Annotated in this window: 24 protein-coding genes; 14 read left to right on the top strand and 10 right to left on the bottom strand. The window is 71.6% G+C overall.

Annotated features, from left to right (window positions below):
- The 7 genes from ACFY1E_RS25835 to ACFY1E_RS25805 all read left to right on the top strand — a co-directional run.
- Positions 1 to 561: alpha-glucosidase C-terminal domain-containing protein (locus ACFY1E_RS25835; protein WP_389079805.1), on the top strand; the 561-nt coding region annotated here is incomplete at its 5' end.
- 22 nt (positions 562 to 583) lie between these two features.
- Entirely contained in the window at positions 584 to 1,945 is a 1,362-nt protein-coding gene (locus ACFY1E_RS25830; RefSeq protein ID WP_389079804.1) for a maltokinase, read from the top strand.
- A gap of 4 nt (positions 1,946 to 1,949) precedes the next feature.
- Complete coding sequence (glgB, locus tag ACFY1E_RS25825) at positions 1,950 to 4,160, top strand: 1,4-alpha-glucan branching enzyme (protein WP_389079802.1); 2,211 nt, start codon at positions 1,950 to 1,952, stop codon at positions 4,158 to 4,160.
- A gap of 64 nt (positions 4,161 to 4,224) precedes the next feature.
- Positions 4,225 to 5,313 (top strand): glutamate--cysteine ligase, encoded by a 1,089-nt coding sequence (locus tag ACFY1E_RS25820; protein WP_389079801.1) that lies wholly within the window; start codon positions 4,225 to 4,227, stop codon positions 5,311 to 5,313.
- Positions 5,314 to 5,437: 124 nt separating this feature from the next.
- Positions 5,438 to 7,345, top strand: a complete 1,908-nt coding sequence (locus ACFY1E_RS25815) for an AMP-dependent synthetase/ligase (RefSeq protein WP_389079800.1) — start codon at positions 5,438 to 5,440, stop codon at positions 7,343 to 7,345.
- 234 nt (positions 7,346 to 7,579) lie between these two features.
- Positions 7,580 to 8,956 carry an NAD(P)/FAD-dependent oxidoreductase gene (locus ACFY1E_RS25810; protein WP_389079799.1) on the top strand — a complete coding sequence of 459 codons (1,377 nt, stop codon included), beginning with the start codon at positions 7,580 to 7,582 and terminating at the stop codon, positions 8,954 to 8,956.
- Positions 8,957 to 9,034: 78 nt separating this feature from the next.
- Positions 9,035 to 11,278 (top strand): FUSC family protein, encoded by a 2,244-nt coding sequence (locus ACFY1E_RS25805; RefSeq protein WP_389079798.1) that lies wholly within the window; start codon positions 9,035 to 9,037, stop codon positions 11,276 to 11,278.
- Positions 11,279 to 11,289: 11 nt separating this feature from the next.
- On the opposite strand, the gene ACFY1E_RS25800 is transcribed toward ACFY1E_RS25805, so the two are convergent.
- From ACFY1E_RS25800 to ACFY1E_RS25780, 5 genes are all read right to left on the bottom strand, one after another.
- Complete coding sequence (locus ACFY1E_RS25800; protein WP_389079796.1) at positions 11,290 to 11,721, bottom strand: hypothetical protein; 432 nt, start codon at positions 11,719 to 11,721, stop codon at positions 11,290 to 11,292.
- 28 nt (positions 11,722 to 11,749) lie between these two features.
- Complete coding sequence (locus tag ACFY1E_RS25795; RefSeq protein WP_389079795.1) at positions 11,750 to 12,589, bottom strand: DUF1206 domain-containing protein; 840 nt, start codon at positions 12,587 to 12,589, stop codon at positions 11,750 to 11,752.
- Positions 12,590 to 12,689: 100 nt separating this feature from the next.
- The gene (locus ACFY1E_RS25790; RefSeq protein WP_389079793.1) at positions 12,690 to 12,920 is read right to left on the bottom strand and encodes a DUF5133 domain-containing protein; all 231 of its coding nucleotides are present in this window, start codon (positions 12,918 to 12,920) and stop codon (positions 12,690 to 12,692) included.
- Positions 12,921 to 12,946: 26 nt separating this feature from the next.
- Complete coding sequence (locus ACFY1E_RS25785; protein WP_389079792.1) at positions 12,947 to 13,798, bottom strand: SigB/SigF/SigG family RNA polymerase sigma factor; 852 nt, start codon at positions 13,796 to 13,798, stop codon at positions 12,947 to 12,949.
- Between the two features lie 173 nt (positions 13,799 to 13,971).
- Positions 13,972 to 14,415: an ATP-binding protein gene (locus tag ACFY1E_RS25780; RefSeq protein ID WP_389079790.1), complete on the bottom strand. Its 444-nt coding sequence runs from the start codon at positions 14,413 to 14,415 to the stop codon at positions 13,972 to 13,974.
- Between the two features lie 260 nt (positions 14,416 to 14,675).
- Here ACFY1E_RS25780 and ACFY1E_RS25775 point away from each other — a divergent pair, with 260 nt between their 5' ends.
- The 3 genes from ACFY1E_RS25775 to ACFY1E_RS25765 all read left to right on the top strand — a co-directional run bounded on the left by ACFY1E_RS25775 (position 14,676) and on the right by ACFY1E_RS25765 (position 17,186).
- Positions 14,676 to 14,888 (top strand): hypothetical protein, encoded by a 213-nt coding sequence (locus ACFY1E_RS25775; protein WP_389079789.1) that lies wholly within the window; start codon positions 14,676 to 14,678, stop codon positions 14,886 to 14,888.
- Between the two features lie 87 nt (positions 14,889 to 14,975).
- Positions 14,976 to 16,463, top strand: a complete 1,488-nt coding sequence (locus tag ACFY1E_RS25770) for an aminotransferase class I/II-fold pyridoxal phosphate-dependent enzyme (protein WP_389079788.1) — start codon at positions 14,976 to 14,978, stop codon at positions 16,461 to 16,463.
- A 267-nt stretch (positions 16,464 to 16,730) separates the two neighbouring features.
- Entirely contained in the window at positions 16,731 to 17,186 is a 456-nt protein-coding gene (locus tag ACFY1E_RS25765; RefSeq protein WP_389079786.1) for a cyclic nucleotide-binding domain-containing protein, read from the top strand.
- A 40-nt stretch (positions 17,187 to 17,226) separates the two neighbouring features.
- Here the strand turns inward: ACFY1E_RS25765 and ACFY1E_RS25760 are convergent, their stop codons facing one another.
- Positions 17,227 to 18,549: an MFS transporter gene (locus ACFY1E_RS25760; protein ID WP_389079785.1), complete on the bottom strand. Its 1,323-nt coding sequence runs from the start codon at positions 18,547 to 18,549 to the stop codon at positions 17,227 to 17,229.
- Between the two features lie 84 nt (positions 18,550 to 18,633).
- Complete coding sequence (locus ACFY1E_RS25755) at positions 18,634 to 19,248, bottom strand: LysE/ArgO family amino acid transporter (protein ID WP_389079783.1); 615 nt, start codon at positions 19,246 to 19,248, stop codon at positions 18,634 to 18,636.
- A gap of 66 nt (positions 19,249 to 19,314) precedes the next feature.
- On the opposite strand from ACFY1E_RS25755, the gene ACFY1E_RS25750 reads away from it, so the two are divergent.
- Together ACFY1E_RS25750 and ACFY1E_RS25745 are read left to right on the top strand one after the other, a co-directional pair.
- A complete protein-coding gene (locus ACFY1E_RS25750; protein WP_389079782.1) occupies positions 19,315 to 20,241 on the top strand; it encodes a LysR family transcriptional regulator ArgP in 927 nt (308 codons plus the stop codon).
- A gap of 32 nt (positions 20,242 to 20,273) precedes the next feature.
- On the top strand, positions 20,274 to 20,759 hold the full coding sequence (locus ACFY1E_RS25745; RefSeq protein ID WP_389079781.1) for a winged helix-turn-helix transcriptional regulator: 486 nt from the start codon (positions 20,274 to 20,276) through the stop codon (positions 20,757 to 20,759).
- Here ACFY1E_RS25745 and ACFY1E_RS25740 read toward each other — a convergent pair.
- The 3 genes from ACFY1E_RS25740 to ACFY1E_RS25730 form a co-directional block, all read right to left on the bottom strand.
- The gene (locus ACFY1E_RS25740; protein ID WP_389079779.1) at positions 20,717 to 22,396 is read right to left on the bottom strand and encodes an MBL fold metallo-hydrolase; all 1,680 of its coding nucleotides are present in this window, start codon (positions 22,394 to 22,396) and stop codon (positions 20,717 to 20,719) included. The two genes, ACFY1E_RS25745 and ACFY1E_RS25740, sit on opposite strands and share 43 nt — an antisense overlap.
- Before the next feature lie 19 nt (positions 22,397 to 22,415).
- Complete coding sequence (locus tag ACFY1E_RS25735; RefSeq protein ID WP_389079778.1) at positions 22,416 to 23,831, bottom strand: DHA2 family efflux MFS transporter permease subunit; 1,416 nt, start codon at positions 23,829 to 23,831, stop codon at positions 22,416 to 22,418.
- Positions 23,832 to 23,930: 99 nt separating this feature from the next.
- Positions 23,931 to 24,638 carry a TetR/AcrR family transcriptional regulator gene (locus ACFY1E_RS25730; protein WP_389079776.1) on the bottom strand — a complete coding sequence of 236 codons (708 nt, stop codon included), beginning with the start codon at positions 24,636 to 24,638 and terminating at the stop codon, positions 23,931 to 23,933.
- A 110-nt stretch (positions 24,639 to 24,748) separates the two neighbouring features.
- Between ACFY1E_RS25730 and ACFY1E_RS25725 the strand changes: the two genes are divergently transcribed.
- The gene (locus ACFY1E_RS25725) at positions 24,749 to 25,963 is read left to right on the top strand and encodes a saccharopine dehydrogenase family protein (RefSeq protein ID WP_389079775.1); all 1,215 of its coding nucleotides are present in this window, start codon (positions 24,749 to 24,751) and stop codon (positions 25,961 to 25,963) included.
- A 110-nt stretch (positions 25,964 to 26,073) separates the two neighbouring features.
- Positions 26,074 to 26,331: a WhiB family transcriptional regulator gene (locus ACFY1E_RS25720; protein ID WP_389079773.1), complete on the top strand. Its 258-nt coding sequence runs from the start codon at positions 26,074 to 26,076 to the stop codon at positions 26,329 to 26,331.
- Positions 26,332 to 26,346 lie beyond the last annotated feature (15 nt).

Below are 26,346 nucleotides of genomic sequence, written 5' to 3'. Positions count from 1 at the left end.
TCGCCGATCCTCTACTACGGCGACGAGATCGGCATGGGCGACAACATCTGGCTCGGCGACCGGGACGCCGTACGCACCCCGATGCAGTGGACACCCGACCGGAACTCGGGCTTCTCGTCCTGCGATCCGGGACGGCTGTTCCTGCCGACCATCATGGATCCCGTCTACGGCTACCAGGTCACCAACGTCGAGGCGTCGATGTCGGACCCGTCCTCGCTGCTGCACTGGACCCGCCGCATGATCGAGATCCGCAAGCAGAACCCGGCCTTCGGCCTCGGGTCCTTCACGGAACTGCCGTCCTCCAACCCGGCGGTGCTGGCATTCCTCCGGGAGTACGGCGACGACCTGGTGCTGTGCGTGAACAACTTCTCCCGGTTCGCGCAGCCCACCGAACTCGATCTGCGGGCCTACGACGGGCGCCATCCCGTGGAGCTCATCGGCGGGGTGCGCTTCCCGGCCATCGGTGAGCTGCCGTACCTGCTGACCCTCGCCGGCCATGGCTTCTACTGGTTCCGGCTCACCCGAGTCGCATCCCGCATCGGCCGCCGTCCTCTGGCGTGAGGCGAGGAAAGGACGCGTCACCATGGCGAAGACCGCATCGCTCCGCCCCAGACCCAGCCTCGCCGCCGGGCCCATGGCCTCGCTCGCCGGGCTGCTGCGCGAGTGGCTGCCGCGGCAGCGCTGGTTCGCGGGCAAGGACCGGCCCGTCACGGACCTCGGCCTGCTGTCCATGACGGAGCTGTTCCCCGGCTGTCTGCACCTGCTGGTGCAGACCGGACAGAGCGGCCTGCCCGCGCCCAGCGGTGCCACGCCGGCCGGTGACTGCTACCAGCTGTTGCTCGGCGTGCGCCGGCACGTGTCGCCGAGGCTCGGACGGGCCCTGATCGGCAGGGCGGAGGAGGGTCCGCTGGCCGGTCTGACGGTGTACGACGCGCTGCAGGACCCCCGTTCGGCGCAACTGCTCCTGGAGCGGCTGCGGCAGCCCGGTGCGGCGGGGCCGCTGCGTTTCGAGGCCGATCCGTCCGTGCATGTGCCCGCCGGGCTGGTGCCGCGGGTGCTGGAGGCCGAGCAGTCCAACTCCTCCCTGGTGTACGGCGACGAGTTCATCCTGAAGGTGTTCCGGCGCGTGCAGCCCGGCATCAACCCCGACCTGGAGGTGCCGAGTGCGCTGGCCGGGCAGGGCTGCGGCCGGGTGCCGGCGCCGGTGGCGTGGTTCCGCACGACGCATCCGCAGGAGGCGACGCTCGGCGTGCTGCAGCCGTTCCTGCCCGATGCCTCCGACGGCTGGGCGCTGGCCCTGCAGGCGCTCGCCGCCGGCGACGATTTCACCGTGCAGGCCCGCGAGCTGGGCCGGGCCACCGCGGAGGTGCACCTCGCGCTGGCGGCCGCCTTCCCGGCCGGGGCACACGACGAGAGCGTGCGGACGGCGGCGGCCATGACCGAGCGCCTGGACGCCGCGGCCCACTGCGTACCGGCGCTGCGCCCGTACGTGCCCCGGCTGCGCACCGCCTTCGGCGCGCTCGTCGCCTGCGATCCGGGGCCGCCCGCCCAGCGCATCCACGGCGACCTGCACCTGGGTCAGGTGCTGCGGGCCGGCCGGGACTGGTTCGTCATCGACTTCGAGGGCGAGCCGTCCCGCCCGCTCGCCGAGCGGCGCAGCACCCAGTCCCCGGTGCGGGACATCGCGGGCATGCTGCGCTCCTTCGACTACGCCGCCCGCCAGCGCCGCCCCTGGCGCCCGGAGTGGGCGCGCCGCTGCCGCGAGGCCTACTGCGCGGGCTACGCCGAGCGGGCCGGCTGGGACCCGCGCAAGAAGCACGGACTGCTGCGTGCCTATGAGACCGATCGAGCCGTGTACGAGGTCCTGTACGAAGCCCGGCACCGGCCGGACTGGCTCCCCGTACCGATGGCGGCGATCGAGCGTCTCGCCGTAAGAGGAGGCTGAACCCGTGGCCCTGCGTGACACCTCTCTCCCCGAGCGGTCCGGACCGCTCACCGCCGGATGCACGATGGCGCCTGCCCTGGATCCCGGCGAACGCGAACGTCTGCTCACCGGCCGGCACCATGATCCGCACGCGCTGCTGGGCGCCCACCCGGTCCCGGGTGGCGTCGTCTTCCGGGCGTTGCGGCCCTACGCCCGCGCGGTGAGCGTCGTCGTCGACGGGAAGCGGCGCCCGCTGGCCTCGGAGGGCGACGGCCTGTTCTCCGGAGTGCTGCCACTCGATGCGATCCCCGAGTACACGCTGCTGGTGCGGTACGCGGACGGCGAGCACGAGACGGCCGACCCGTACCGTTTCCTGCCCGCCCTCGGTGAGCTGGACCTTCATCTGATCCGCGAGGGCCGGCACGAGCAGCTGTGGAAGGCGCTCGGTGCCGAGCCCATGGAGCACGAGGGCGTGACCGGCACCCGGTTCACGGTGTGGGCGCCGAACGCCCAGGGCGTCCGGGTCGCCGGGGACTTCACCTGCTGGGACGGGACGGCCCTGCCGATGCGGTCCCTGGGCGCCTCGGGGGTGTGGGAGCTGTTCGTGCCCGGTATCGGGGAGGGCGCGCTGTACAAGTTCGAGATCACCTCGCGCTACGGCGGCCGTTTCCTCAAGGCGGACCCCATGGCGCGGTACGCGCAGGTCCCGCCGGACACGGCGTCCGTCGTGCACGCCTCGCACTACGAGTGGGGCGACGACGAGTGGATGGCGCACCGCGGCGATCTCCCGGTGCACGAGGCACCCTTCTCGGTCTACGAGATCCATCTCCCCTCCTGGCGGCACGGGTTGACGTACCGTCAGCTCGCGGAGCAGCTGCCGCCGTATGTGAGCGGTCTGGGATTCACCCACGTCGAGTTCATGCCGGTCGCCCAGCACCCCTTCGCCGGTTCCTGGGGCTACCAGGTCACCGGGTTCTATGCGCCGATGTCGCGGCTGGGTACGCCCGACGACTTCAAGTACCTGATCGACGCCCTGCACAGGGCCGGCATCGGCGTGATCATGGACTGGGTGCCCGCCCACTTCCCCAAGGACGACTGGGCGCTGGCGCGGTTCGACGGGGATCCGCTGTACGAACCGGGGGACTCGCGGCGGGCCGAGCACCCGGACTGGGGAACCTACGAGTTCGACTTCGGGCGCATCGAGGTGCGCAACTTCCTCGTGGCGAACGCCGTCTACTGGTGCGAAGAGTTCCACATCGACGGTCTGCGGGTGGACGCCGTGGCCTCCATGCTCTACCTGGACTACTCGCGCGACTCGGGCCAGTGGACGCCGAACGTGCACGGAGGGCGCGAGGACCTGGACGCGGTGGCGTTCCTGCAGGAGATGAACGCGACCGTGTACCGGCGGGCGCCCGGCGTGGTGACCATCGCGGAGGAGTCCACGGCCTGGGACGGGGTCACCCGCCCCACCGACAGCGGCGGGCTGGGCTTCGGCCTGAAGTGGAACATGGGCTGGATGCACGACTCCCTCGGCTACATCGAGCACGAGCCGGTGCACCGCAAGTACCACCACAACGAGATGACGTTCTCGATGGTGTACGCCTACAGCGAGAACTACGTCCTGCCCATCTCGCACGACGAGGTGGTGCACGGCAAGCAGGCGCTGGTGTCGAAGATGCCGGGCGACTGGTGGCAGCGACGCGCCAACCACCGGGCGTACCTGGGATTCATGTGGGCCCACCCGGGCAAGCAGCTGCTGTTCATGGGGCAGGAGTTCGCCCAGGGTTCCGAATGGTCCCAGGAGCACGGGCCGGACTGGTGGCTGGTCGATCCCGGATACGGCGCCGAGGCCGACCACCGCGGGGTCCGCGACCTGGTGCGCGACCTCAACGCCGTCTACCGCCGCACCCCTGCGCTGTGGCAGCAGGACACCCGGCCCTGCGGCTTCCAGTGGGTGATGGGGGACGCCGCCGAGGACAACGTCTTCGCGTTCCTGCGGTTCGCCACCGACGGCAGCCCGCTGCTCGCGGTCTCCAACTTCTCCCCCGTCGTACGTCACGACTACCGCCTCTGGGCGCCCGACGAGGTGCCCGCCTGGCGGGAGATCCTCAACACCGACGCGCTGCGCTACGGCGGCAGCGACGTCACCAACCCCGACGACGTCAAGGTGGAGGAGGGGAGGATCACGCTCACCCTGCCGCCGCTCGCCACGATCTGGCTGACTCCGCTGCTGTGACCGGCCAGGCGGGGTACTCGGTGCTCGTCCCAGCCGCAGCCCGGCCACAGAAAGGCGGCCACACGTGCGCACCGTCGGAGTGGAGGAGGAGCTCCTCCTGGTGAACCCGGAGACGGGCGAGCCCAAGGCGCTGTCCGCCGCGGTGCTCGCCCGTGCGGCGCGGGACGACACCTGCGAGGGCGTGTTCGAGAAAGAGCTGTACAACCAGATGCTGGAGTTCAACACGCATCCCCAGGCCGACATGGCGGACCTGAACGAGGAGATCGTGCGCTGTCGCCGGGAGGCCGCCCGGCACGCCGGGGAGATCGGGTGCACGGTGGCCGCGCTGGCCACCTCGCCCCTGCCCGTCAGCCCCACCGTCACCAAGGGAAGCCGCTACCAGTGGATGGAGGAGCAGTACGGCATCGCCGTTCAACAGCAGCTCGTGCTCGGCTGTCACGTCCATGTCTCCGTCGACTCCGACGAGGAGGGCGTCGCGGTCCTCGACCGCATCCGGCCCTGGCTGTCGGTGATCTCCGCGCTCAGCGCCAACTCACCGTTCTGGCAGGGCAGGGACACCCGCTACAACAGCTATCGCAGCCGGGTGTGGCAGCGCTGGCCGTCGGCCGGACCCACCGAGGTCTTCGGCTCGGCCGAGCGCTACCACGGCCGGGTGGCGGACATGGTCGCGAGCGGGGTGATCCTCGACGAGGGGATGATCTACTTCGACGCGCGTCTGTCCCGGCAGTACCCGACCGTCGAGGTCCGGGTCGCGGACGTCTGCCTGCACGCCGGCACGGCCGCCCTCGTCGCCACGCTGACCCGCGGGCTGGTGGAGACCGCCGCTCGGGAGTGGTGGGCCGGCCACCCGCCCCTCGACCACAGCGTCAGCCTGCTCCGTCTGGCCGCCTGGCAGGCCGCGCGCTCCGGTCTCACCGACGAGCTGCTGCATCCCGTGACCATGCGGCGGCAGCCCGCCGGGAGCGTGGTGCGGGCGCTGCTGGAACACATCGGCGACGCGCTCGCCGACAGCGGCGACCTGGAGCGTGCCCAGGAGACCTGCGTCCGGCTGCTCAAGGGCGGCACCGGCGCACAGGTTCAGCGTGAACTCCTGGCGCGCAACGGCAATCTGCGGGAGGTCGTCACGGGCTGCGTGCGCCACACCCAGGCCTGATCATCACGGATCCGCAACTTCGCAGGATCCGGTCACCATCCGCACCCACCTGGGCTAGATTCGAGCACCGTCGACAACGGAACTCGTCGGCATGGTCACCCTCCGTACAGCTCAGGAGCAGCGCATGCGCGACTTCGCCCTCGCTCCCCCCACCGTCTCGCCCCTGACCGGCGGACTGGCCGACACCGTCTTCGACACGGCAGCTCACAACCCCACCCTGCCCATGCTCGCGCGCCGCCCCATCCCGTCCTCCACCACCTGGGAGGAGTTGACCGCCGTGGAGGTGCGGGACGAGGTGGTCGATCTCGCCAAGGGGCTGGTCGCGTCCGGCATTTCGCCGGGCCACCGTGTCGCCATCATGGCGCGCACCCGGTACGAGTGGACGGTGCTCAGCCATGCCCTGTGGGCGGTCGGTGCCGAGGTCGTACCGCTCTTTCCGACCTCCTCGCGCGACCAGGTGGAGTGGGTCCTGCGGGATGCCGGCTGCGTGGCCGTGGTGGTGGAGGACGAGCAGGCGGTGATGACTGTCGGCTCCGTGTGCGGGGCGCTGCCGCTGCTGCGCCACGTCTGGCAGTTGGACGCGGGGGCGCTCGACGACCTGCGGGAGCGCGGCAGGTTCATCCCGCTGGCCACGGTCGACTCGCTGCGCCGCATCGTGCTCCCGGACTCCACGGCGGCCATCAGCTACACCTCCGGCACCACGGGCCGGGCGCTGGGCTGTGCGCTCAGCCACCGCAACCTGGCGAGCGTCTGCGACACCCTGCTGAGGGGCTGGGGCCACACCGTGATCCCGCCGGGTGAGCAGCAGGCCTCGGTGCTCGCCTTCCTGCCCTTCTCGCACGTCTACGGCCTTCTGGTGCAGACCCTGTGCATTCGCGGCGGCATGGTGATGGCACACGAGCCCGACATGAGCGAGGAGGCGCTCTCGGCGTCCCTGCTCTCCTTCCGGCCCACCTATCTGTGCGCGGTTCCCTCGCTCCTGGAGAAGATCTACAAGAACTTCCTGCGAGTCGCCCAGGAGGCGGGCCGCGGTGCGCTGTTCGAGCGGGCTGCGGACACGGCGAGGGATTTCGCCGCGGCGCTGGAGCGGCAGCGGCTGGGCGGCGGTTCGGGGCCCGGTTTCGATCTGCGGCTGCAACACGCCCTGTTCGAGCGGACGGTGTACCGCAAGCTGCGCGCCGCGGTCGGCGGCCGGGTGATGCGGGCGACGTCCGGCGGCTCGCCCCTCAGCCGTGAACTGACCCTCTTCTACGAGGGCATCGGCATCTATGTGAACGACGGGTACGGCCTGACGGAGGCCGCCGGCGGCGTCACCGCGCAGCCGCTGGGCCGGGAGCTGTCGGGCACCGTCGGGCAGGCGCTGCCGGGCAACGAGATCGCCGTGGCCGAGGACGGCGAGATCCTGGTCCGCGGTCCCTCGGTCTTCCAGGGCTACATCAACGCCGAGGCGGCGACGCGGGCCGTCCTGCGCGACGGCTGGCTGGCCACCGGCGACCTCGGGCGGATCGACCCGCAGGGCTATCTGACCATCACCGGCCGCAAGAAGGACATCATCGTCACCAGCAGCGGCAAGAACGTCGCCCCGGCCGCCCTGGAACAGCGACTGAGGATGCATCCTCTGATCCACCAGGCGGTCGTCGTCGGCGACAACCGGCCCTGTGTGGGGGCGCTGATCACCCTGGATCCGAAGTTCCTGGCGTACTGGCGCGGCTCCCTGTCGCTGCAGAGCGACATGCCGAGCCGGGAGGCCCGCGAGGAGAATGCGCTGCGCGAGGAGATCGGGCGGGCCGTGGCCGCGGCCAACAGCGCCGTGTCGCGCTCGGAGTCGATCCGGGTCTTCCGGGTGCTGCCGGAGCAGTTCGACATGTCCAACGGGCTCATGACGCCGTCCATGAAGCTGCGCCGGGACGCGATCGTGCGGCACTACGCGTTCGAGATCGACGCGATGTACCAGGCACGCACCCGCGCTCCCCGGCAGACCGTGCCGGACGAACTGTCGAGCTGGGACGAGGCCGACGACGTGTTCCGCTGACCACTGGCTGAGCACAATCCCGCCACTTTCCGCGCAGCACGTGATCCAAAAGGTTCACTCCTGACCGGTGCGTTTCCGCACGCGGACGGGCATGGTGGTGCTCGACGCGTTCGTCTGCCTGCCGCACCCAGCTGGCGGAACGGCTGGGGCCACGGTGGGATCGATGTGGTGCAAGCAGCGATCCAGGGCATGCGAAGGGCGTTGGATGCAGACCGCCTGGAGCCGCAGAGAGGGATGAACACCGTGACACGACCCAGGATCCTGGTGGTTGGCGCAGGTTTCGCCGGCGTGGAGTGCGTACGCCGGCTGGAGCGGAAACTCGCGCCCGACGAAGCGGAGGTCACCCTGGTGACACCGTTCGCCTACCAGCTCTATCTGCCGCTGCTGCCCCAGGTCGCCTCCGGGGTGCTGACGCCCCAGTCGATCGCCGTCTCACTGCGGCGCAGCAAGAAGTACCGCACCCGGATCATTCCGGGCGGAGCCATCGGCGTCGACCTGAAGGCCAAGGTCTGCGTCATCCGCACCATCACCGACCGGATCGTCAACGAGCCCTACGACTACATCGTGCTGGCCACCGGCAGCGTCACCCGCACCTTCGACATTCCGGGTCTGACCGAGCACGCCTTCGGTATGAAGACCCTCGCCGAGGCCGCCTACATCCGCGATCACGTCATCTCCCAGCTCGACCTGGCCGACGCCAGCGACGATCCGGCGGAGCGGGCCTCGCGGCTGCAGTTCGTGGTGGTCGGCGGCGGCTACGCCGGCACCGAGACCGCCGCCTGTCTGCAGAAGCTCACGCACGCCGCGGTCAAGCGCTACCCGCGCATCGATCCGGCGCTGATCAAGTGGCATCTGATCGACATCGCCCCGAAGCTGATGCCCGAACTGGGCGACAAGCTCGGCCGCAGCGCCCAGGAGATCCTCAAGCGGCGCGGCATCGACGTCTCGCTGGGTGTCTCCATCGCCAAGGCGGGCCCCGAGGAGGTCACCTTCACCGACGGCCGGGTGATCCCCACCCGCACCCTGATCTGGACCGCCGGTGTCGTCGCGAGCCCGCTCATCGCCACGCTCGACGCGGAGACGGTACGGGGCCGGCTCGCCGTCAACGCCGAGATGAACCTGCCCGGCCACGACGGCGTGTTCGCGCTGGGCGACTCCGGCGCGGTGCCGGACAAGGCCAAGGACGACGAGTCGGCGATCTGCCCGCCGACCGCGCAGCACGCCATGCGGCAGGGCAAGCACGTCGCGGACAACGTCATCGCGACCCTGCGGGGAAAGCCCCTGACGCCGTACGTCCACAAGGACCTCGGGCTGGTGGTCGACCTCGGCGGCAAGGACGCCGTCTCCAAGCCGCTCGGCATTGAACTGCGCGGTCTGCCCGCCCAGGTGGCCGCCCGCGGCTATCACTGGATGGCTCTGCGCACCAACGTCGCCAAGGTCCGCGTGGCGACGAACTGGACGCTCAACGCCCTGGCCGGCGACGACTTCGTCCGTACGGGCTTCCAGGCCCGCAAGGCCGCCACGCTGAAGGACTTCGAGTTCACCAACGCCTATATGACGCCGGAACAGGTGCGCGCGCATGTCGAGGAGACGGGCCGCAAGGAGACCTGAGCCGGTGCGCACGCTCCGGTCACGTCATGCGATGCTGAGAACCGGATCATGACGTGAAGCGGGAGTGAGTACGGCGGCGTGAGGGCAGCGGAAGGGTCGGTCCGGGCACGGCTGCGAGATCTCGTCGCGGCCTCCGATCCCGGGTTGCTCCGGCTGGCCGCGGGCCTGAGAACGGTCGGTGCCATCGCCCTCACGCTGGCCGTGCTCTCCCTGCTCGGCGCCGACGTGCGCCATCTGGTGGCGGGCGCCATCGCGGCGATGGTCTCCACCTTCGCCATCCGGGAGAAGCAGCGCGGCCGGCAGGCCGTCACGCTCGCGCTGGGCCTGGTGGTGGCGCTGGCCTCCGTGTCACTGGGTGCGGTCCTGCACTCCCGGGTGGTGGGCGGCGACCTCTTCTTCGTCGCGCTGATCTTCTGCGCCGTCTACGCCCGCCGCTTCGGCGACCGCGGCACCACGCTCGGGCTGATCGGCTTCCAGGTCTACTTCATGTCCCTGTTCGTCGGGGCCACCGTGTCGGCGCTGCCGCAGCTGTGGGGCGTGGTTGCCGTCGCCGTCACCTCCAGCGCCGTGGTGCGCTTCGCGCTCGTACCGGAGACGCCCGCGGGCATCCTGGAGCGGCTGCGGGAGGCCTTCCGCGCCCGGCTGGCGCAGCTGGTGACCGCGCAGCTCGCTCTCCTCGACGCCGGGCCGGACGAGATCGACAAGGCGCTTCAGGACGTACGCGACGGCACCGCCCGCCTCCACGAGACGGCCATGATGATCCAGGGGCGGCTGGAGGAGGGCACCGCCGACGAGGCCGTGGCCCGGCTCGTGCAGCGCCGCATCGCGGACGCCGAGATCGCCGCCGAACGCCTCGGACTGCTGCTGCTGACCGCCCGCAGCGCCGAGCGGGCGGACACGCTGACCCTGCACCTGCCGGGCGCGCCCGTCCCGCCGGGCGGCCGGCTGCCCGTACAGGACGAGTCGACCGCGGCCCTGCGCCGCGACCTGGAGGCGCTGCGCCTGCTGGTGCTGCGGCCGGTCTCCGAGGACCTGGGAACCGGCCTGTCCCAGCTGCGCAATCGGCTCCTCGGCTATCGCGACGAGGAGAACCTGCCGAAGGCCTCCCCCGCCCTCCAGGACGTCTTCCGCGGTGTCGGCGAGGCCGCCCGCGCGGTGCTCGGACTTCGGATCGCTCTCGGCGACCCGCAGGACGACGCGGACGACACCCCGTCGACGGCCCGCTCGCGCGAGGAACTGGACGCGGAGGACGCGGCGATCGACGCGGGCGAGGAAGCCGCCGAGGAGGCGCCGACGGGCCTGCGGCGGCCCACGACGCGCGCTGCCGTTCAGGTCGCGCTGGGATCGGCGCTGGCGATCGTCGGCGGTGAGTTCCTCTCCAGCCAGCGCTGGTACTGGGCGGTGCTGACCTGCTGGATCGTGTTCATCAACACCGCTTCGACCGGGGAGATCCTGGTCAAGGGCTACCGGCGGCTGCTGGGCACGGTGCTCGGCGTGGTGGCCGGTCTGCTGCTCGCGGGGCTGGTCGGGCACCACACGTGGACGGCGTTCGCGCTGGTGCTGCTGTGCGTGTTCGCGATGTTCTACACGGCGCCGCTGTCGTACACGCTGATGTCCTTCTTCGTCACCGCGGCGCTGGGCGTGCTGTACACGCTGCTGCACACCTACAGCCTGTCGGTGCTGGTGCTGCGGGTGGAGGAGACGGCGCTGGGCGCGGCCTGCGGGATCATCGCGGCGGCGTTCGTCCTGCCGGTGCACACCGAGCGCCGTACCAACGACCTCCTGGTCACCACCCTGGACCGGCTCGCCGACGTCACCGAGGCCGCCGTCGACCAGCTCAGCGGCGGGGAACCGGTCGAGCTCCTCGACAAGGCACGCGACCTCGACCAGGCACTGGCCGACCTGCGCACCGCCACCCAGCCGCTCACCCACCCGGTCACTCCACTGCGGGCCAGGCGCAACACCGCCCGCTATGTCGTCGCGCTGCTCGAGACCTGCGCGTACCACGCGCGTTCACTGGCGGCGATGGCCGAGCTGCTGCCGACGCATCCCTCGATCGCGGCGGATCCGCGGCTGCGGGGGGCCGGCAAGCGCATCCTCCGCAACATCGGGACGATCGCGGCGAGGGTCGCCGACGGACGGGCCGCCGTCGAGGTCGAGACGGGGGCGAGCATCGCCTCGCTCCTGGAGTCCGACCTGCCCGGCGGCTCGCGCTACGGCCGCATCACCGACCGGGTGCTGCGGCATCTGCAGCGCCTGGACGAGGCGGTGGTGGGCCTGGCCCGGCCGCTGAAGGTGCCGGTGGCAGCGCCGAAGCGGTGAGCGCCCCGCCCTCAGAAGTCGGTGGGCAGACCGCTCACCTCGGCGATGCCACGCAGCTCCTCGTCCTGGCGGTGCCGTTCCCGGATGTAGTCGGCGATCTCACCCAGCCGAACCGGGTCCGAGGCGGTGTCCGCATCGGTGATCACCCTGATCGGGCCGGTCCCCTCGAGGTCGATCTCGACGACCTCGTTGTCGAGCCGGCCGGTCACGGCTGCGGCGATGACCAGGGCGGCCTCGTCACGGACCTCCTGGGACAGTCCCTCCCCGTGGTCCTCGCCGAGCGCGAAGTCCACGGAGGGCATGCGCTGTTCCTCGATCGCCCGCAGGACCGGTTCGACCACGTCCAGCAGTTGCCGGAAGTCCTCCGTGTCCATCCGGGTGCGCAGGAGGCCGAGGTAGAGATCGACGGGCCGGTGCTCCGGTGGAAACTCGGATTCGCTCATCAGATCCTTGTTCCCCGTGTGGCGCGTGTCAGACCTTCCGCCAGCGAGCCAACGCGAACGAGAACAACCCGAACAGGGCGAGACCGGCCGCGACGCAAGCCAGCAACGACGGACCCAGCGGAGTACGGGCGAACGAGCGCAGGGTGTCGTCGAGCCCCTTGGCCCGCTGCGGGTCGTAGTCGACCGCGGCGCGCACGGCGAAGGTGCCCGCGGCGGCGAACACCAGGCCGCGCGACCCGCCGCCGGCCACGCCGGTGACATCCACCAGCCGCCGGGCCCAGAGGGACATCTCGCCGAGCTTGAGCAGCTTGCGGTAGTCGCGCCGTACCGCTTGTACGGCGATCCACACGCCCGCCACGATGATGCCGGCCCCGACCGCGCCCACGAGCCACTGCCCGGCGGGCAGGCCGAGGACCCTGGCCGTGACGTCGCGCGACTGCGCGTCACTCGATCGGCTGCCGCCGCCGCGGGGGCCCGCGGCGAACGTCAGCACCGAGTAGGCGACCACCGCGTAGAAGACGCAGCGGGCGACCGCGAGCAGCCGCTTTCGTGGCGTGCGGCCGTCCGGGCCGACCGATCCGAAGACGGCCTCCGACAGCCGCCACACCGCCATGCCGGCCAGCCCGAGACCGAGCGCCCACAGCAGCACGGTGCCGAACGGCTGCCCGGCCAGCGTGGCGAGGGCGCCGCCGCGGTCCGCCTGACGGCTGCCGTCGCCGAAGGCGATCTGCAGCGCCAGGACGCCGACCAGGAGATAAATGACCCCGCGGGCGGCGAGTCCCGCCCGGGCGGCGCCCTCGGTCACCGTGCCGCGCGCCGCCCGCTCGGCACCGAGCCTGCCCGTCCGCGGCACGGCACTGGAGTTCACGGGTGCCTCCCGGGCTCCGTCGGGCAGGTGGGCTGCCCGATGGCCGGACCGCGCTCCGCCAGGCCGGCGACCTGGACGTCGACTTTTCCCATGCCTGGTGTCACCGGACCCCGACCTCCGGCGCCTCCGATCTCGGCGGGGTGGCCGCGAGCAGTCGGTGGGCCGCTTCCAGGGCCCGCCCCACATTGCGCGTGCCGGTCGACACGCACAGGGTGTAGGCCAGGTCCTCGGCCCGTGGGCTCGGCCCGCCGCCGTGCTCGGCCTCCTCGGCCAGCGCGGTCTCGTACTCCTCGACAAGCCTGCGCAGGACGGCAGGATGAGGGATCAGCATCGGTCCTCCTCCTCGCTGCGGGCCGCTCAAGCCGCGGCCGCCCGCCCGTTGCCGGCCGCCTGCCCCAGCGCCTCGGCCCGCACCCGGGCGCAGCTGCGGCTGATGAGGCGGGAGACATGCATCTGGGAGATGCCGAATTGGTCGGCGATCCGGCTCTGTGTCATGTCCTCGAAGTAGCGCATGTAGAGGATGGCGCGGTCGCGTTCGGGCAGACGCCGCAGGCCTTCCTTGGCGGCTTCGCGGTCGATCACGACGTCGTACGCGGAGTCCGCAGCGCCGAGGGTGTCGGCGAGGCTGTAGCCGTCGTCGTCGCCCGAGAGTTCGGCGTCCAGTGACAGGGTGCTGAAGCTGTCGAGGGCCTCCAGGCCGGAGTTGACCTCGTCCTCGGTGAGCCCGGTGTGGGCGGCGATGTCGGCGGCGGAAGGTTCGGAGCTGCCCGGGGTCTGGGTCAGCTCGCGGCGGGCCACCCGCACCTTGTTGCGGAGTTCCTGGATCCTGCGGGGCACCCTGAGGGCCCACATGCGGTCCCGGAAGTGGCGCTTCACCTCGCCGGTGATGGTGGGCACGGCGTAGCTCTCGAACGCTCCCCGCTCGGGGGCGTACCGGTCGATCGCCTTCACCAGGCCGAGTGCCGCGACCTGGCGCAGATCCTCGAGGGACTCGCCGCGGTCGCGGAAGCGGCCGGCGATGCGGTGGGCCATGGGCAGCCAGGCCGTGACGAGTTCGTCGCGGACCGCCTCCCGCTCGGGGCCGTCCTCCAAGGTGGCGAGGCGGGCGAAGAGGTCCGCCGTGTCGGGGGCGTCGTCGTGCCGCCGCCGGGTGGGGGCGGTCGTCCGGGCCTGGGTGCCGGAAGTGCTGGTCGACATGTCGATAAGCATGCGGATTCGCTCCTGAACGAGGGGTTTCAGGGACTTACCGCGGGAAGGCCGACGCCCGGACCGAGTGAGGGCCCAGGGCAGCCATATCGCTCCCGCTGGCGCGCCTCCGGTCCGAAGCACGAACATCCGTATGCCCGGGGGTCGAGGGAACAAACGCCGCGTCGTCGAGGCCTTCAGTCGAAGGGGACCACGGCCGTGATGCACTTGCCGCCGGCGGGCAGTTCCGACACGCGTACGTCGCGGGCCAGCCGGCACACGATGGGCCAGCCGTGGCCGCCGATGCGGTGCCGCCGCCGTGGGTCCGTGGGCTGCCTGGTCACCGGCAGCCGGTCGCTGCGGTCGCTCACCGAGACGCGCACGCCCGTTCCCAGGACATCGACGCGGAAGTCCGTGACGCCGCCGCCGTGCAGGATGGCGTTGGTCGTCAGCTCGGTGGCGACGAGCAGGGCGTCCCCGAGGGCCTCCTCGTCGCAGTGGGTGTGGGTGGCCCTGCAGCGTTCCGTGACCGCCCGCTCGACCGCCCTGCGCGCCTCGGCGGGCCTGCACGAACACGGCGGTCCGGTCCGCTGCGCGCCCAGTCGCCCGAGGGCGGATTCGGTCATGTGCTCCTCGCACATCGCGTGGCTCCCTGATTCGGTGAAGAACCGGCCTCCATGTGCGCGGGGAGGGAAGCCGGACCCTGCCTCACCCGCGGCCGCCGCAGTCCGGGCCGGCGCCAAGCACCTCTCGGACACGGCTGTTCCCCCGCCCGTCAGCAGCGATTCCGCCCCCGCTGCGCGAACACCGCAGGTCTCTTTGTTCGGCTCACCTGCGCGGGCCCCGCCAAACCTCCCGGCGGAAAGTACGTGCCCCGGCCATTGGGGGGTACGCGGATGTCATGACCGATGTCGTGGACTCAGACGAACTGCTGCGCCGCATCCAGCGTGCGCGGGCCTGCGCGCAGCAGGAGGAGCGCCGGTGGCGGGCACGGGACGAGGGCTTGCGGGCGGACGAGCCGGAGGCGGCGCGCGAGGCCGCCGTACGGACGCTGGCCTACGAAGCCGTCCTCAGGGTGCTGGACGAGATCCTGACCCCCGGTAAAGCCGGCTGACCGGGCCGGCGGACCGGGCGGGCTCTTGCTTCGGCCGCTCGGTGTGCGCCCGATTGGCGGTGCCCGAGGGCGGGAACCCGGGTGCGCATGACAGTCGATCACAGCCGAGCGCCCATTCTGGAAGCACTGGCCGAATACCACCGCCGCGGGCGGTTGGGGTTCACGCCTCCTGGCCACAAGCAGGCCCGCGGCGCCGATCCCGCGGCGCGGGAGGTGCTGGGCGATGCGGTGTTCCTCGGTGACGTGCTGGCATCGGGCGGGCTGGACGACAGGCTCACCCGGGGGCGCGTGCTGGACCGTGCCGAGGAGCTGATGGCCGATGCCGTGCACGCCGAGCACACCTTTTTCACGACCTGCGGCAGTTCGCTGTCCGTCAAGGCGGCGATGCTGGCCGTCGCGGGACCGCACGAGAAGCTGCTGGTCGGCCGGGACGCCCACAAGTCGGTGGTGGCGGGGCTGATCCTGTCGGGCATCGAGCCGATCTGGGTCGAGCCGCGCTGGGACCCGCAGCGCCACCTGGCGCATCCGCCGTCCCCGGACGACTTCGAGGCGGCCTTCGAGGCCCATCCCGACGCGAAGGGCGCGCTGGTCACCAGCCCGACGCCGTACGGCAGTTGCGCAGATCTGCGGTCGATCGCCGAGGTCTGCCACCGGCGCTCCGTGCCCCTCGTCGTGGACGAGGCCTGGGGCGCTCATCTGCCGTTCCATCCCGATCTGCCGACGTGGGCGATGGACGCGGGCGCGGACATCTGTGTGACGAGCATCCACAAGATGGGCAGCGGGCTGGAACAGGGCTCCGTCTTCCACCTCCGCGGCGACCTCGTCCCGCCGGAGCTGCTGAAGATGCGGGCCGACCTGCTGGGCACCACCAGCCCCTCGGTACTGATCTACGCCGGCCTCGACGGCTGGCGCCGCCAGATGGCCCTGCACGGCAAGGAGCTGATGGGCGGCGCACTGGACCTCGCGGCCGAGGTCCGTGCCGCCGTCGAGGAGATCGGCGGGATGCACGTCAACGACCGGGAGGACTTCTGCGGTCCGGGCCGGGCCGACGACCTCGATCCCCTGCCGGTGATCATCGACATCAGCGGGCTGGGCATCACGGGGTTCAGGGCCGCGGACTGGCTGCGCGAGCAGCGGGCCCTGGACGCCCATCCGGTGGACCACCGCCGCATCGGCGCGCAGATCACCCACGGCGACGACCGGCAGACGGCCGGCGAACTGATCGCCGCGCTCAAGGACCTGGCCCGGGCCGCGCCGGGACTCGGACCGGGCCCGCGGGTGGACGTGCCGTCTCCGGCCGAACTGCGCCTGACCCAGGCCATGCTGCCCCGGGACGCCTTCTTCGGCCCCACGGAGAACGTGCCCACCGAGGATGCCGCAGGCCGTGTCGCAGCGGAGATGATCACGCCGTACCCGCCCGGGATCCCGGCGATGCTGCCCGGCGAGCGGCTCACCGAACCCGTGCTGCGGTATCTGCGCACCGGTCTGGAGGCGGGGATGTACCTGCCGGACCCCAGCGACCCGGAGCTCGAGACGATCAGGGTCGTGGCGGCCGGTGAAGAGCCCAAGAAGTGAAACCGGTCACTTGACCCGGTTCTGGGTGAGTGAAACAGCGACAGATGGTTTAAGGTTCATTCATACGTGGTGACGGAGTCGACCGTACCGTCCTCCTCGCCACCGCTTACGGCCCTGGCTGGCCTCCCCCGTCCAGCCAGGGCTTTTTCATGTCTCGGCGCCTCTTGGCAGGAACTGCTGTCCGCCGAGGTGCTCGGGGCGCCGGCAGCGGCTGAAATGAGCGTAGGGAAAGCACCGGAACCGATCCCCGGCGAGGAGCCCCGCGCCATGACCAAAGCGATAAAACTGCTGACCGCCCTTCCCCCGCCCCAGCGGCAGAGCCTGATGACGCTCGCACACGAGGTCTCCTTCCCGGAGGACACCCGGATCTTCGAGGCGGGCGGCAAAGCCGACCGCTTCTGGGTCATCCGCTCGGGCGCCGTCTCGCTCGACCAGCGGGTCAACTCGCTGCAGCGGGTGACCGTGGCGAGCCTCGGCTCGGGCGATCTGCTGGGCTGGTCCTGGCTGTTCCCGCCACACGAATGGGACTTCGGCGCGGAGGCCTTCAGCCCCGTCCGCGCCTATGAGTTCGACGCGGCGGCGGTACTGCGGCTGTGCGAACAGGACACCCAGCTCGGACTCGCGCTGGTGCGCAGCGTCGCGGAGATCCTCGCGCACCGGCTGGAGATGACCCGGGGCAAGCTCATGGAACAGCACTCGGGCCGCGGACGCAGCGCGCTCTAGGCTCTGCCCGTTACGGCGTGTTGCAGCCACCCGAGCAGCGTCAGATGCGGTAGCGGCGCAATGCCGGGATCACCGCGGTCAGGGCCAGCATCACGGCGACGACGAGCAGGCCGCCGCCCGCCACGGCCGCGCGCGGGCCGAAGGCCGAGCCCGCGGTGCCGTGCAGGACGTCGGCCAGGCGCGGGCCGCCCGCGACGACCACCGTGAAGACGCCCTGCATCCGGCCGCGCATCTCGTCGGTGGCGGCGGACAGCAGGATCGCCCCGCGGAACACCATCGAGACCATGTCGGCGACCCCGGCCAGGGCCAGGAAGGCGGCCGCGATCCACAGGTTGCCGCTCAGCCCGAACCCGGTGATCGCCGCGCCCCAGGCGACGACCGCGCCGATCACCATCCAGCCGTGCCGGCGGGCCCGGGAGAACGTGCCCGAGAACAGACCGCCCAGCACCGCTCCGATGGGGATCGCCGCGAACAGCAGGCCGAGGGCGAGCCCTTCGCCGTACGATCCGTAGGTCTGGGCGGCGAGCTGCGGGAACAGGGCGCGGGGCATACCGAGGACCATCGCGATGATGTCGGCGAGGAACGACAGCAGCAGCACCTTGTGCCCGGAGATGTAGCGGAAGCCCTCCGCTATCTCCCGTACGCCCGCCCGTCGCTTCTCCGTGCCCGACAGGGGCGGCAGGGAGGGCAGCTTGTAGACCGCCCACACCGTGACGCACAGGGCGAGGGCGTCGATCAGGTACAGCTCCGGCAGGCCGACGACCGGGATCAGGGCGCCCGCGAGCAGCGGTCCGACCACCTGCCCGGTCTGCATGACGGTCGAGCCGAGGGCGTTGGCCGCCGGAAGCTGGCCCTCGGGGACCAGGCGGGCTATGGAGGCGTTGCGGGCGGGGGCGTTCAGGCCCCAGAACGCCTGCTGCATCGCGAGCAGCACCATCAGCGCGGTCACGGACTCGAGCCCGGCGAAGGCCTGGAGCCAGAACAGCAGCGAGGTGACGGCGATGCCGCTGTTGGTGATCAGGAGCAGCTTGCGGCGGTCCATGCTGTCGGCGACCGCGCCGCCCCACAGCGCGAACACGATCAGCGGCAGCAGCCCCGCGAGGCTCGCCGCGCCGACCCACGCGGAGGAGCCGGTGATGTCGTAGATCTGCTTGGGCACGGCGACCGCGGTGAGCTGGCTGCCGACGGCCGTGACGATCGTCGAGGACCACAGCCGGCGGTAGGCCGGAATGCGCAGCGGCCGGGTGTCCATGGCCCACCGGCGCCAGCCGCGCCGAGGCGGGTCGACCACGACCGGGTCCGGTGTCTGCGGTTCGGTACTGCTCTCGCTGGTGTCCACGGGCTTCCTGGTTGCTCGATACATCTTTCGGGTCCGGGTTCACTATCCCAGTACCGTCCAGGAGTTCGGGACGCGCTGTCTCAGCTCGTGGACTTCACACCATGGACTTCACGCCCTCGCAACGAGCATGCCGCCCAGGACGAGCATCGTTGCGGCGACGAGTCCGTCCAGGACCCGCCAGGCCGCGGGTCTGGCCAGGAAGCGGCCGAGCCCGCGGGCGCCGAAGCCTAGCGCGGCGAACCAGCACAGGCTGGCGAGGGCGGCGCCGAGGCCGAACGTCCAGCGCAGCGGGCCCCGGTGGGCGGCGATCGAGCCGAGCAGGAACACGGTGTCGAGGTAGACGTGCGGGTTGAGCCAGGTGAGCGCCAGGCAGGTGAGCACGGCCCGTCTGCGCGAGCCCGTCGTCTCCCCCTCGGTCCGCAGGGCGCCGCCCGGCTTCAGCACCCGGCGGGCGGCGAGGGCGCCGTAGCAGAGCAGGAAGGCGCCGCCGATCCAGCCGACCGCGGTGAGCGCCTGCGGGTAGGCGATCACCACCGCGCCCACGCCGCCGACGCCGAGCGCGATGAGGACGGCGTCGGACAGGGCGCAGATGCCGACGACGGCGAGGACCGCGTCGCGGCGGATCCCCTGGCGCAGGACGAAGGCGTTCTGGGCGCCGATGGCGACGATGAGTGAGAGGCCGGTGCCGAAGCCTGCGGCCGCGGCGGTCAGAGCAGTGGTCATGGCATCGACGCTACGGAGCCGATCACTGCACGTACAGCTAAAGATTCTTACGTATCATTAGCCATCATGAAGGCCGAACTCACGGAGCTGCCGCTCGACCAGGTGCGGACTCTGCTGGCCGTGGTGGACGAGGGCACGTTCGACGCGGCGGCCGCGGCGCTGCATGTGACGCCCTCGGCGGTCAGTCAGCGGGTGAAGGCGCTGGAGCAGCGCACCGGCCGGGTGCTGCTGATGCGCACGAAGCCGGTGCAGGCGACCGAGTCGGGCGAGGTCGTGGTGCGGTTCGCCCGTCAGCTGGCGCGGCTGGAGCGTGATGCGCGCGCGGAGCTCGGCATGAGCGGGGCCGGGGAGCCGACCCGGGTCTCGATCGCGGTGAACGCCGACTCGCTGGCGACCTGGCTGCTGCCGGCGTTGACGCGGGTGCGGCACGAGCCCCGGCTCTGTTTCGAGCTGCGTCGCGAGGACGAGACCCGTACGGCGTCACTGCTGCGGGAAGGCCTGGTGATGGCGGCGGTGACGTCGTCCGCCGAGCCGGTCACGGGCTGCAGTGTGCGGGCGCTGGGGCGGATGCGTTATGTGCCGGTGGCCAGTCCTGACTTCGCCCGGGAGTATGTCGGCGGGCCGTTGCGGGAGGCACTGGCGGTGGCGCCGACGGTGGCCTTCGACCGCAGCGACGATCTGCAGGACGCCTTCGTGCGCAGACTGCGACGCGGCAGACGTGGTGCCAGTGCGGTACGGCACTTCGTGCCGACCTCGGAGGGGTTTGCCGAGTCCGTCGCGGCGGGCCTGGGCTGGGGTCTGGTGCCCGAGGTGCAGGCCGAGCCGCTGCTGCGGGCCGGGCGTCTGGTGCGCCTCGCGCCGGACCGGGCCCTCGACGTGCCGCTGTACTGGCAGCAGTGGAAGCTGGACTCCCCGGCGCTCGCGGCGGTCGCCCGGGCGGTGACGGAGGCGGCTGCCGGGGCACTGCGTGGCGGGGCCGACAGCCACCACTGACTTGCGTGATGCAATCGACGTACGATGGGGGCGTGCTTCCTCGTACATACGAAGGTCAGGTCTGCTCGATCGCCCGGTCGCTCGAAGTAGTGGGCGAACGCTGGACGTTGCTGATCGTGCGGGACGCTCTGCGCGGCACGCGGAGGTTCGAGGACTTCCGCGCCGGCCTCGGGATCGCGCACAACGTGCTCTCCGACCGGCTGGGCAAGCTCTGCGAGGCCGGGATTCTGGAGCGGCGGCTCTATCAGACGCGCCCGGAGCGGTACGAGTACGTGGTGACCCAGGCGGGCCTGGATCTGTGGCCGGTGATCATGTCCCTGCTGCTGTGGGGAGACGGGCACCGGGCGCCGCAGGGGCCGCCGCTGGTGGTCGTGCACCGCGGCTGCGGCGGCCGGCTGCGGCCCGGGCTCACCTGCTCCGCCTGCGGGAAGCCGCTGGGGCCGTACGACTGCGACATGCGGCCCGGGCCGGGTGCTCAGCCGGCGGATTCCACGGTCAGTCCCGCGAGCCCTGCATAGTAGGCGAACCTGAACGGGCTGAAGAGCTGGTGCCGTTCGACGAGAGCGTGCAGGATCCGGCCGCGCAGCTCGGCGAGCGACGGTTCGTCCGGGTGGCTCAGCAGGGCGCAGTCGACGATCCTGAGCGCCGCGGCCGGCTCGCCGCGAGCCAGCAGTTCCTCGCCCGCCGCGGCGAACGCCTCGGCGCGGCCGCCGGCCAGCAGGTCCAGCGCTGCGGCCCACTGTCCCCGGCCGATGGGGTCCACGCCTTCTCCGTCCGCCTTCCAGTAGCCGGTCCGCTGGTCGTGCACGCGCTGGATGAAGCCCTCGCGCATGACCAGGTACGGCAGGATCGCGGCCGGATGCCCGCGCAGCACCTCGGGAAGGTGGTCACGTTCCAGCAGGTCGGTCAGCGACCGGCCCGCGACGATGTCGTCCGCGACGACGGCGTGCAGGTCCCGCAGGGCGGCGAGCAGACCGGGCAGCGCCTCTACGGTGAAGTTCTCGGTCAGCGGCGGGTGGCCGTGGATCAGCAGCCGGGGGCGCAGTTCCTGGACCGTCTGCAGTGCGTCGAACAGGCCCTCTGCCGAGCCTTCGGCGAAGAACGGCGCTCCGAGGTACGGCATGCACATGTCGCCGGTGAAGACCACGCCCTCGTCGGGGAGTTGGACGAGGAGACCGTCGCGTGTCTCGCCTCCGGCGATGGGGATGAGGGTGAACCTCCGCCCGCCGACGGTCAGTGTCTCGGGCTGCTCGACGAGCCGGTCCGGCGCGACGTGCGGACAGCGCTCCTGGCCGTCCGGCAGCAGGGCCGCGAAGGGCGGTGGGCTCACGGCCTGCAGCGCGAGTTCGTCGGGGAAGGCGGCCTGGGCGACGACCTGGGTTCCGGGGCCGGCGAGGGCTTCCAGGCCTCCGATGTGGTCGAAGTGCGCGTGGGTGAGGATCACATGAGTGATCGGCTCGGAGGTGACGGCCCGCAGATCGCGCAGGGCCGCTTCGACGTGCCGGGGGTGGCTCGCCGCGTCGATCGCCACGATGCCGTCGTCCGTGACGACGAACCCGAAGTCGGCGAAGTCATAGCCCTGGGCGACGTGCACGCCCGGCGCCATTTCCACCAGCCGTGGTGCGGTCATGCGCAGGCCGTCCTCCGCGCTGACCAGGTAGTCCGTGACGAGTGACAGGTCGGGGGCGTGTCCGATGCGCTCGCGCGCGGCCCGGGCCTCCTCGGTACGGCCCTGGCAGGCATAGGCGCAGGCCAGGGCGGCGTGCACGGAGTGCAGGAACCCGGCGGGGAACTGGTCCCGTACGGCGAGCACGAACTCCAGGTCGGCGATCACGGTGCCGGCCCGGCCCGCGCAGTCCGGGAGGTTGGCGAGGGCGGTTCCCCTGAAGTACTGCGGCAGCCCGAGACCGCGTTCCGCGGCCGCGTCGAGCCGGGCGATCGCCTTCTCGTCCGGTCCGTCGAGGCGGGCCTGGAAGACTCCCGCCAGGCTTTCCAGCAGCGCCGATTCGGGACGTTCGGCGCTGAGCGCGGTGAAGTAGTCGTACCCTTCGCGGAATTGGCGGGCCGCGAGCATCTGCTGGGCGAGCACGGCGGTCGCCCGGTCGGGAATGCCGGGCCAGCGCACGGCACGGCGCAGGGCGTCGGTCTCCTTCATGGCCTCTCCTTCAGTGACGTCATGGTGCTTCCTTGAGTGGCGTGAGCTGCTGTTCCCCGGCCTTGTCGGCCTCCGGCCGCGGTGCCCGGACGTGGCCCAGGGCGAGTGAGACGACGGCGGTGAGCCAGCCCGCGCCGGTGATCATGAGCCAGGCGTGGCGGAAGCCGCCGAGGGCCTGCGGTCCGGGTGTGCCGAGGAGGGCGACCAGCGCCGCGACGCCCACGACGGCGCCCAGTTGACGCAGGGCGGATGTCATGCCGATGCCGGTGGCCAGGCTCGGCGGCGGCAGTTCCAGGACGGCGGCGCCGCCGAGGGCGGGCAGGGACAGTCCGACTCCGACGCCGGTGATGGCCGCCGCCGGGAACAGGACCGGCCAGTAGTGCGGCCCGGCGGTGGCGGTCAGGGCCAGCAGGAGCGGGCCGGTGCCGAAGAGGAGGGTGCCCGGCACGGCGGCGACACGCGGTCCGTACCGGTCAGTGAGCCGGCCGGCCAGTGGGGCCATGAGGGCGGCCATCAGGGGTCCTGGTGTGACCGCGGCTCCGGCGCGCAGCACCGGCCACTGCCACACGCTGGTCAGGAACAGCACGTTGCACAGCAGCGAGGCGAAGAACCCGGCGCCGAAGACGAACGTGCCGAGCGTGGCCACGGTGAAGGAACGGAGACGGAACAGGCCGAGGTCGGCCACCGGTGTCGGATGGGCCACCGACCGCACGACGAACAGCGGCAGCAGTACGGCGGCGGTCCCGAACGCGGCGAGCACTCCGGCCGAACTCCAGCCCCAGTCCGCGCCCTTGACGATGCCCAGCGCGAGGCCGCCCACGGCGCCGACCAGCAGCAGCGCACCGAGGGCGTCGGGAACTCCCTGCGCCCGCTCGTCGCGGCTCTCGCGCAGCAGCCGTGCGGCGGCCACGAGTGCGGGCAGTCCGATGACGAGGTTGACGAAGAACACCGCACGCCAGCCCTGCCAGTCCACCAGCAGCCCGCCGAGCGAAGGCCCCACCCCGGCGGCGACCGCGCCCGCGGCCGTCGACAGGGCGATGGCGGTGCCGCGCCGCTCGGGCGGGAACTCCGGCAGCGTCAGGCTCAGCGAGGTCGGCAGCACGGTCGCGGCGCCCAGGGCCTGCACGACCCGGGCCGCGACCAGGGCCGGCACCGACGCGGCCAGGCCGCTCGCCACGGACGCCGCCAGGAACAGCAGCAGCCCGGCGAGAAAGAGCCGGCGGCGTCCGTACCGGTCGGCCAGGCGGCCTGCCGGTACGAGGGCGGCGGCGAACACCACGCTGTATCCGTTCAGCACCCACGACAGGTCGGCGAGGGAGTCGCGCGGGAAGGACCGCCCGAGGTCGGTGAACGCGATGTTCACGATGGTGACGTCCAGCAGGGCCATGAAGACCACGGCCGAGGTGACGACGAGGACCTTCCAGCGACGCTGCATGTTCCGCCTCCGGCACCGAGCAGTCGATTGTTTGATGCAATCGACTCCACCGACTATAGAGAGGTGACTTGCATCAAGCAATCGAGTGGCCGGATTACGTCAGGAACCCAGTGCCGCCAGCTGCGCCGCGGCGCTGTCCAGCAGCATCTCCAGTGCCGTCGGGTAGGCGCTGTCGACCATGCGGGCCGCCAGCAGGGGTGCCGCCTCGGCGATACGGGGGTGTGTGGTGCGGGGCAGCCGGGCGTACGTCGAGCGCCACATGCCCTCGTCGGCGCGCAGGGCGGCGCTGGGCAGGGCGAGGGCGGCGGCGTCGAGGGCGGCGAAGGCCAGGGTCTGGTCGATGAAGGCGTGGTAGATGCGCACGGTGTCCGGCAGCGGGAATCCGGCGGTGCGCAGGATGTCCAGCACGGCCTCGTCGGCGGCCAGTTCGTTGGCCCGGCCGGTGACCCGGCTGGTGGTCAGCACCGCGGCCTGTGGGTGCGCGAGGTAGGCGGCGTGGATGCGCAGGCCGACCGCGCGCAGGTCGGCGCGCCACTCCCCCGTGCGGCGCCAGCCGTCGAGGGCCTGGCCGATGAGCGCGTCGCCGATGGCGAGGGTGAGCTCGTCCATGCCACGGAAGTAGCGGTAGAGGGTGCTCGGGTCGGCGTCCAGGGCAAGTCCCAGGCGGCGGGCGGTGAGGCCCGCGCTGCCGTGTTCACGCAGCATCCGCAGCGCGGTCTCGACGATCAGCCGCTCCGACAGCACCGTGCCGCTCTTCGTGGGCCGTCGCCTGCGCCGCTTCTCCTCGGGCACCACCGGTTTGGGCATGACAACCTCCCGATGCCCTTATGCCAACGCCATTGACCTTACGTGAACCGGCGGCGTTGTATCTCCGGCGGGGCCCCTCGTCATCAACCCTCCGGACAGGGAGATCTGTCATGCGTGTCCTGCTCGTGGGCGCCGGCGGTGTCGGCACCGCCATCACCCGGATCGCCGCCCGCCGCTCGTTCTTCGAGGCGATGGTGGTCGCCGACTACGACCCGGCGCGGGCCGAGGCGGCGGTCGCGGCCCTCGACGACGGCCGCTTCTCGGCCGCCCGTGTCGACGCGAGCGACGAGTCGGCCGTGGTGGAACTGCTGCGCCGGCACGGCTGCGACGTGCTCCTCAACGCCACCGACCCGCGCTTCGTGATGCCGCTGTTCCGCGCGGCGCGCGCCGCCGGCGCCACCTACCTCGACATGGCGATGTCCCTGTCGCACCCGCACCCCGAGCGACCGTACGCGGAGTGCGGCGTCAAGCTCGGCGACGACCAGTTCGCGCAGGCCGAGGAGTGGACGAAGGCGGGCACGCTGGCCCTGGTCGGCATGGGCGCGGAACCTGGTCTGTCGGACGTCTTCGCCCGGTACGCCGCCGACGAACTCTTCGACGAGATCGAGGAGATCGGCGTGCGCGACGGCGCGAACCTCACCGTCGACGGCTACGACTTCGCCCCGTCCTTCAGCATCTGGACCACCATCGAGGAGTGCCTCAACCCGCCGGTGGTCCACGAGGCCGGGCGCGGCTGGTTCACCACCGAGCCGTTCAGCGAGCCCGAGGTGTTCGACTTCCCCGAGGGCATCGGTCCCGTGGAGTGCGTGAACGTGGAGCACGAGGAGGTGCTGCTCGTCCCGCGCTGGGTGGACGCGCGCCGGGTCACCTTCAAGTACGGGCTGGGCCGGGAGTTCATCGAGACGCTGAAAACGCTGCACCTGCTGGGCCTGGACCGCACCGAGCCGGTGACCGTGCCGAGCGCCGCCGGACCGGTCTCCGTCTCGCCCCGGGACGTCGTGGCCGCGTGCCTGCCCGATCCGGCGACACTGGGCGAGCGGATGCACGGCAAGACCTGTGCGGGCACCTGGGTGCGCGGCGTCAAGGACGGTGCGCCGCGCGAGGTGTACCTGTACCACGTGGTCGACAACCAGTGGTCCATGGCGGAGTACGGCAGCCAGGCCGTGGTGTGGCAGACCGCCGTCAATCCGGTCGTGGCGCTCGAACTCCTCGCCACCGGCGCCTGGTCCGGGTCGGGCGTCCTCGGCCCGGAGGCGTTCCCGGCCCGCCCGTTCCTGGATCTGCTGACCGCCTACGGCTCCCCGTGGGGCATGCGCGAGCAATGAGCACCGGATCTGCGCGATTTCCGTCGTTTCACTCCCGCATCGACAGGTGACTCGAAACCGAGTAAGCCATTCGCGAGGGCACGTACGACTTCGATCGCAGGTGACATTTCATGGACAACTGGCGAGACCAGGCCGCGTGCCGAAACGAGGACCCCGAGCTGTTCTTCCCGATCGGCACCTCAGGCCCCGCGTTGATGCAGACCGAGAAGGCGAAGGCGGTGTGCGCCCGCTGCCCGGTCCGGGAGCAGTGCCTTGAATGGGCGCTGGGCCACGGGGAGATCCTGGGTGTGTGGGGCGGCACCGGCGAGACGGAACGGCACGCCATGCAGCGCAGGCGCCGCCGGCGCGCGGCCGCGCGCAACGGTTAGGGCCTGTCCGGGCGC

Source organism: Streptomyces sp. NPDC001604 (assembly GCF_042893475.1).
GTDB lineage: Bacteria > Actinomycetota > Actinomycetes > Streptomycetales > Streptomycetaceae > Streptomyces.
The sequence above is the reverse complement of the archived record's forward strand: the minus strand, read 5'-3'. Positions and strand labels throughout refer to the sequence as shown.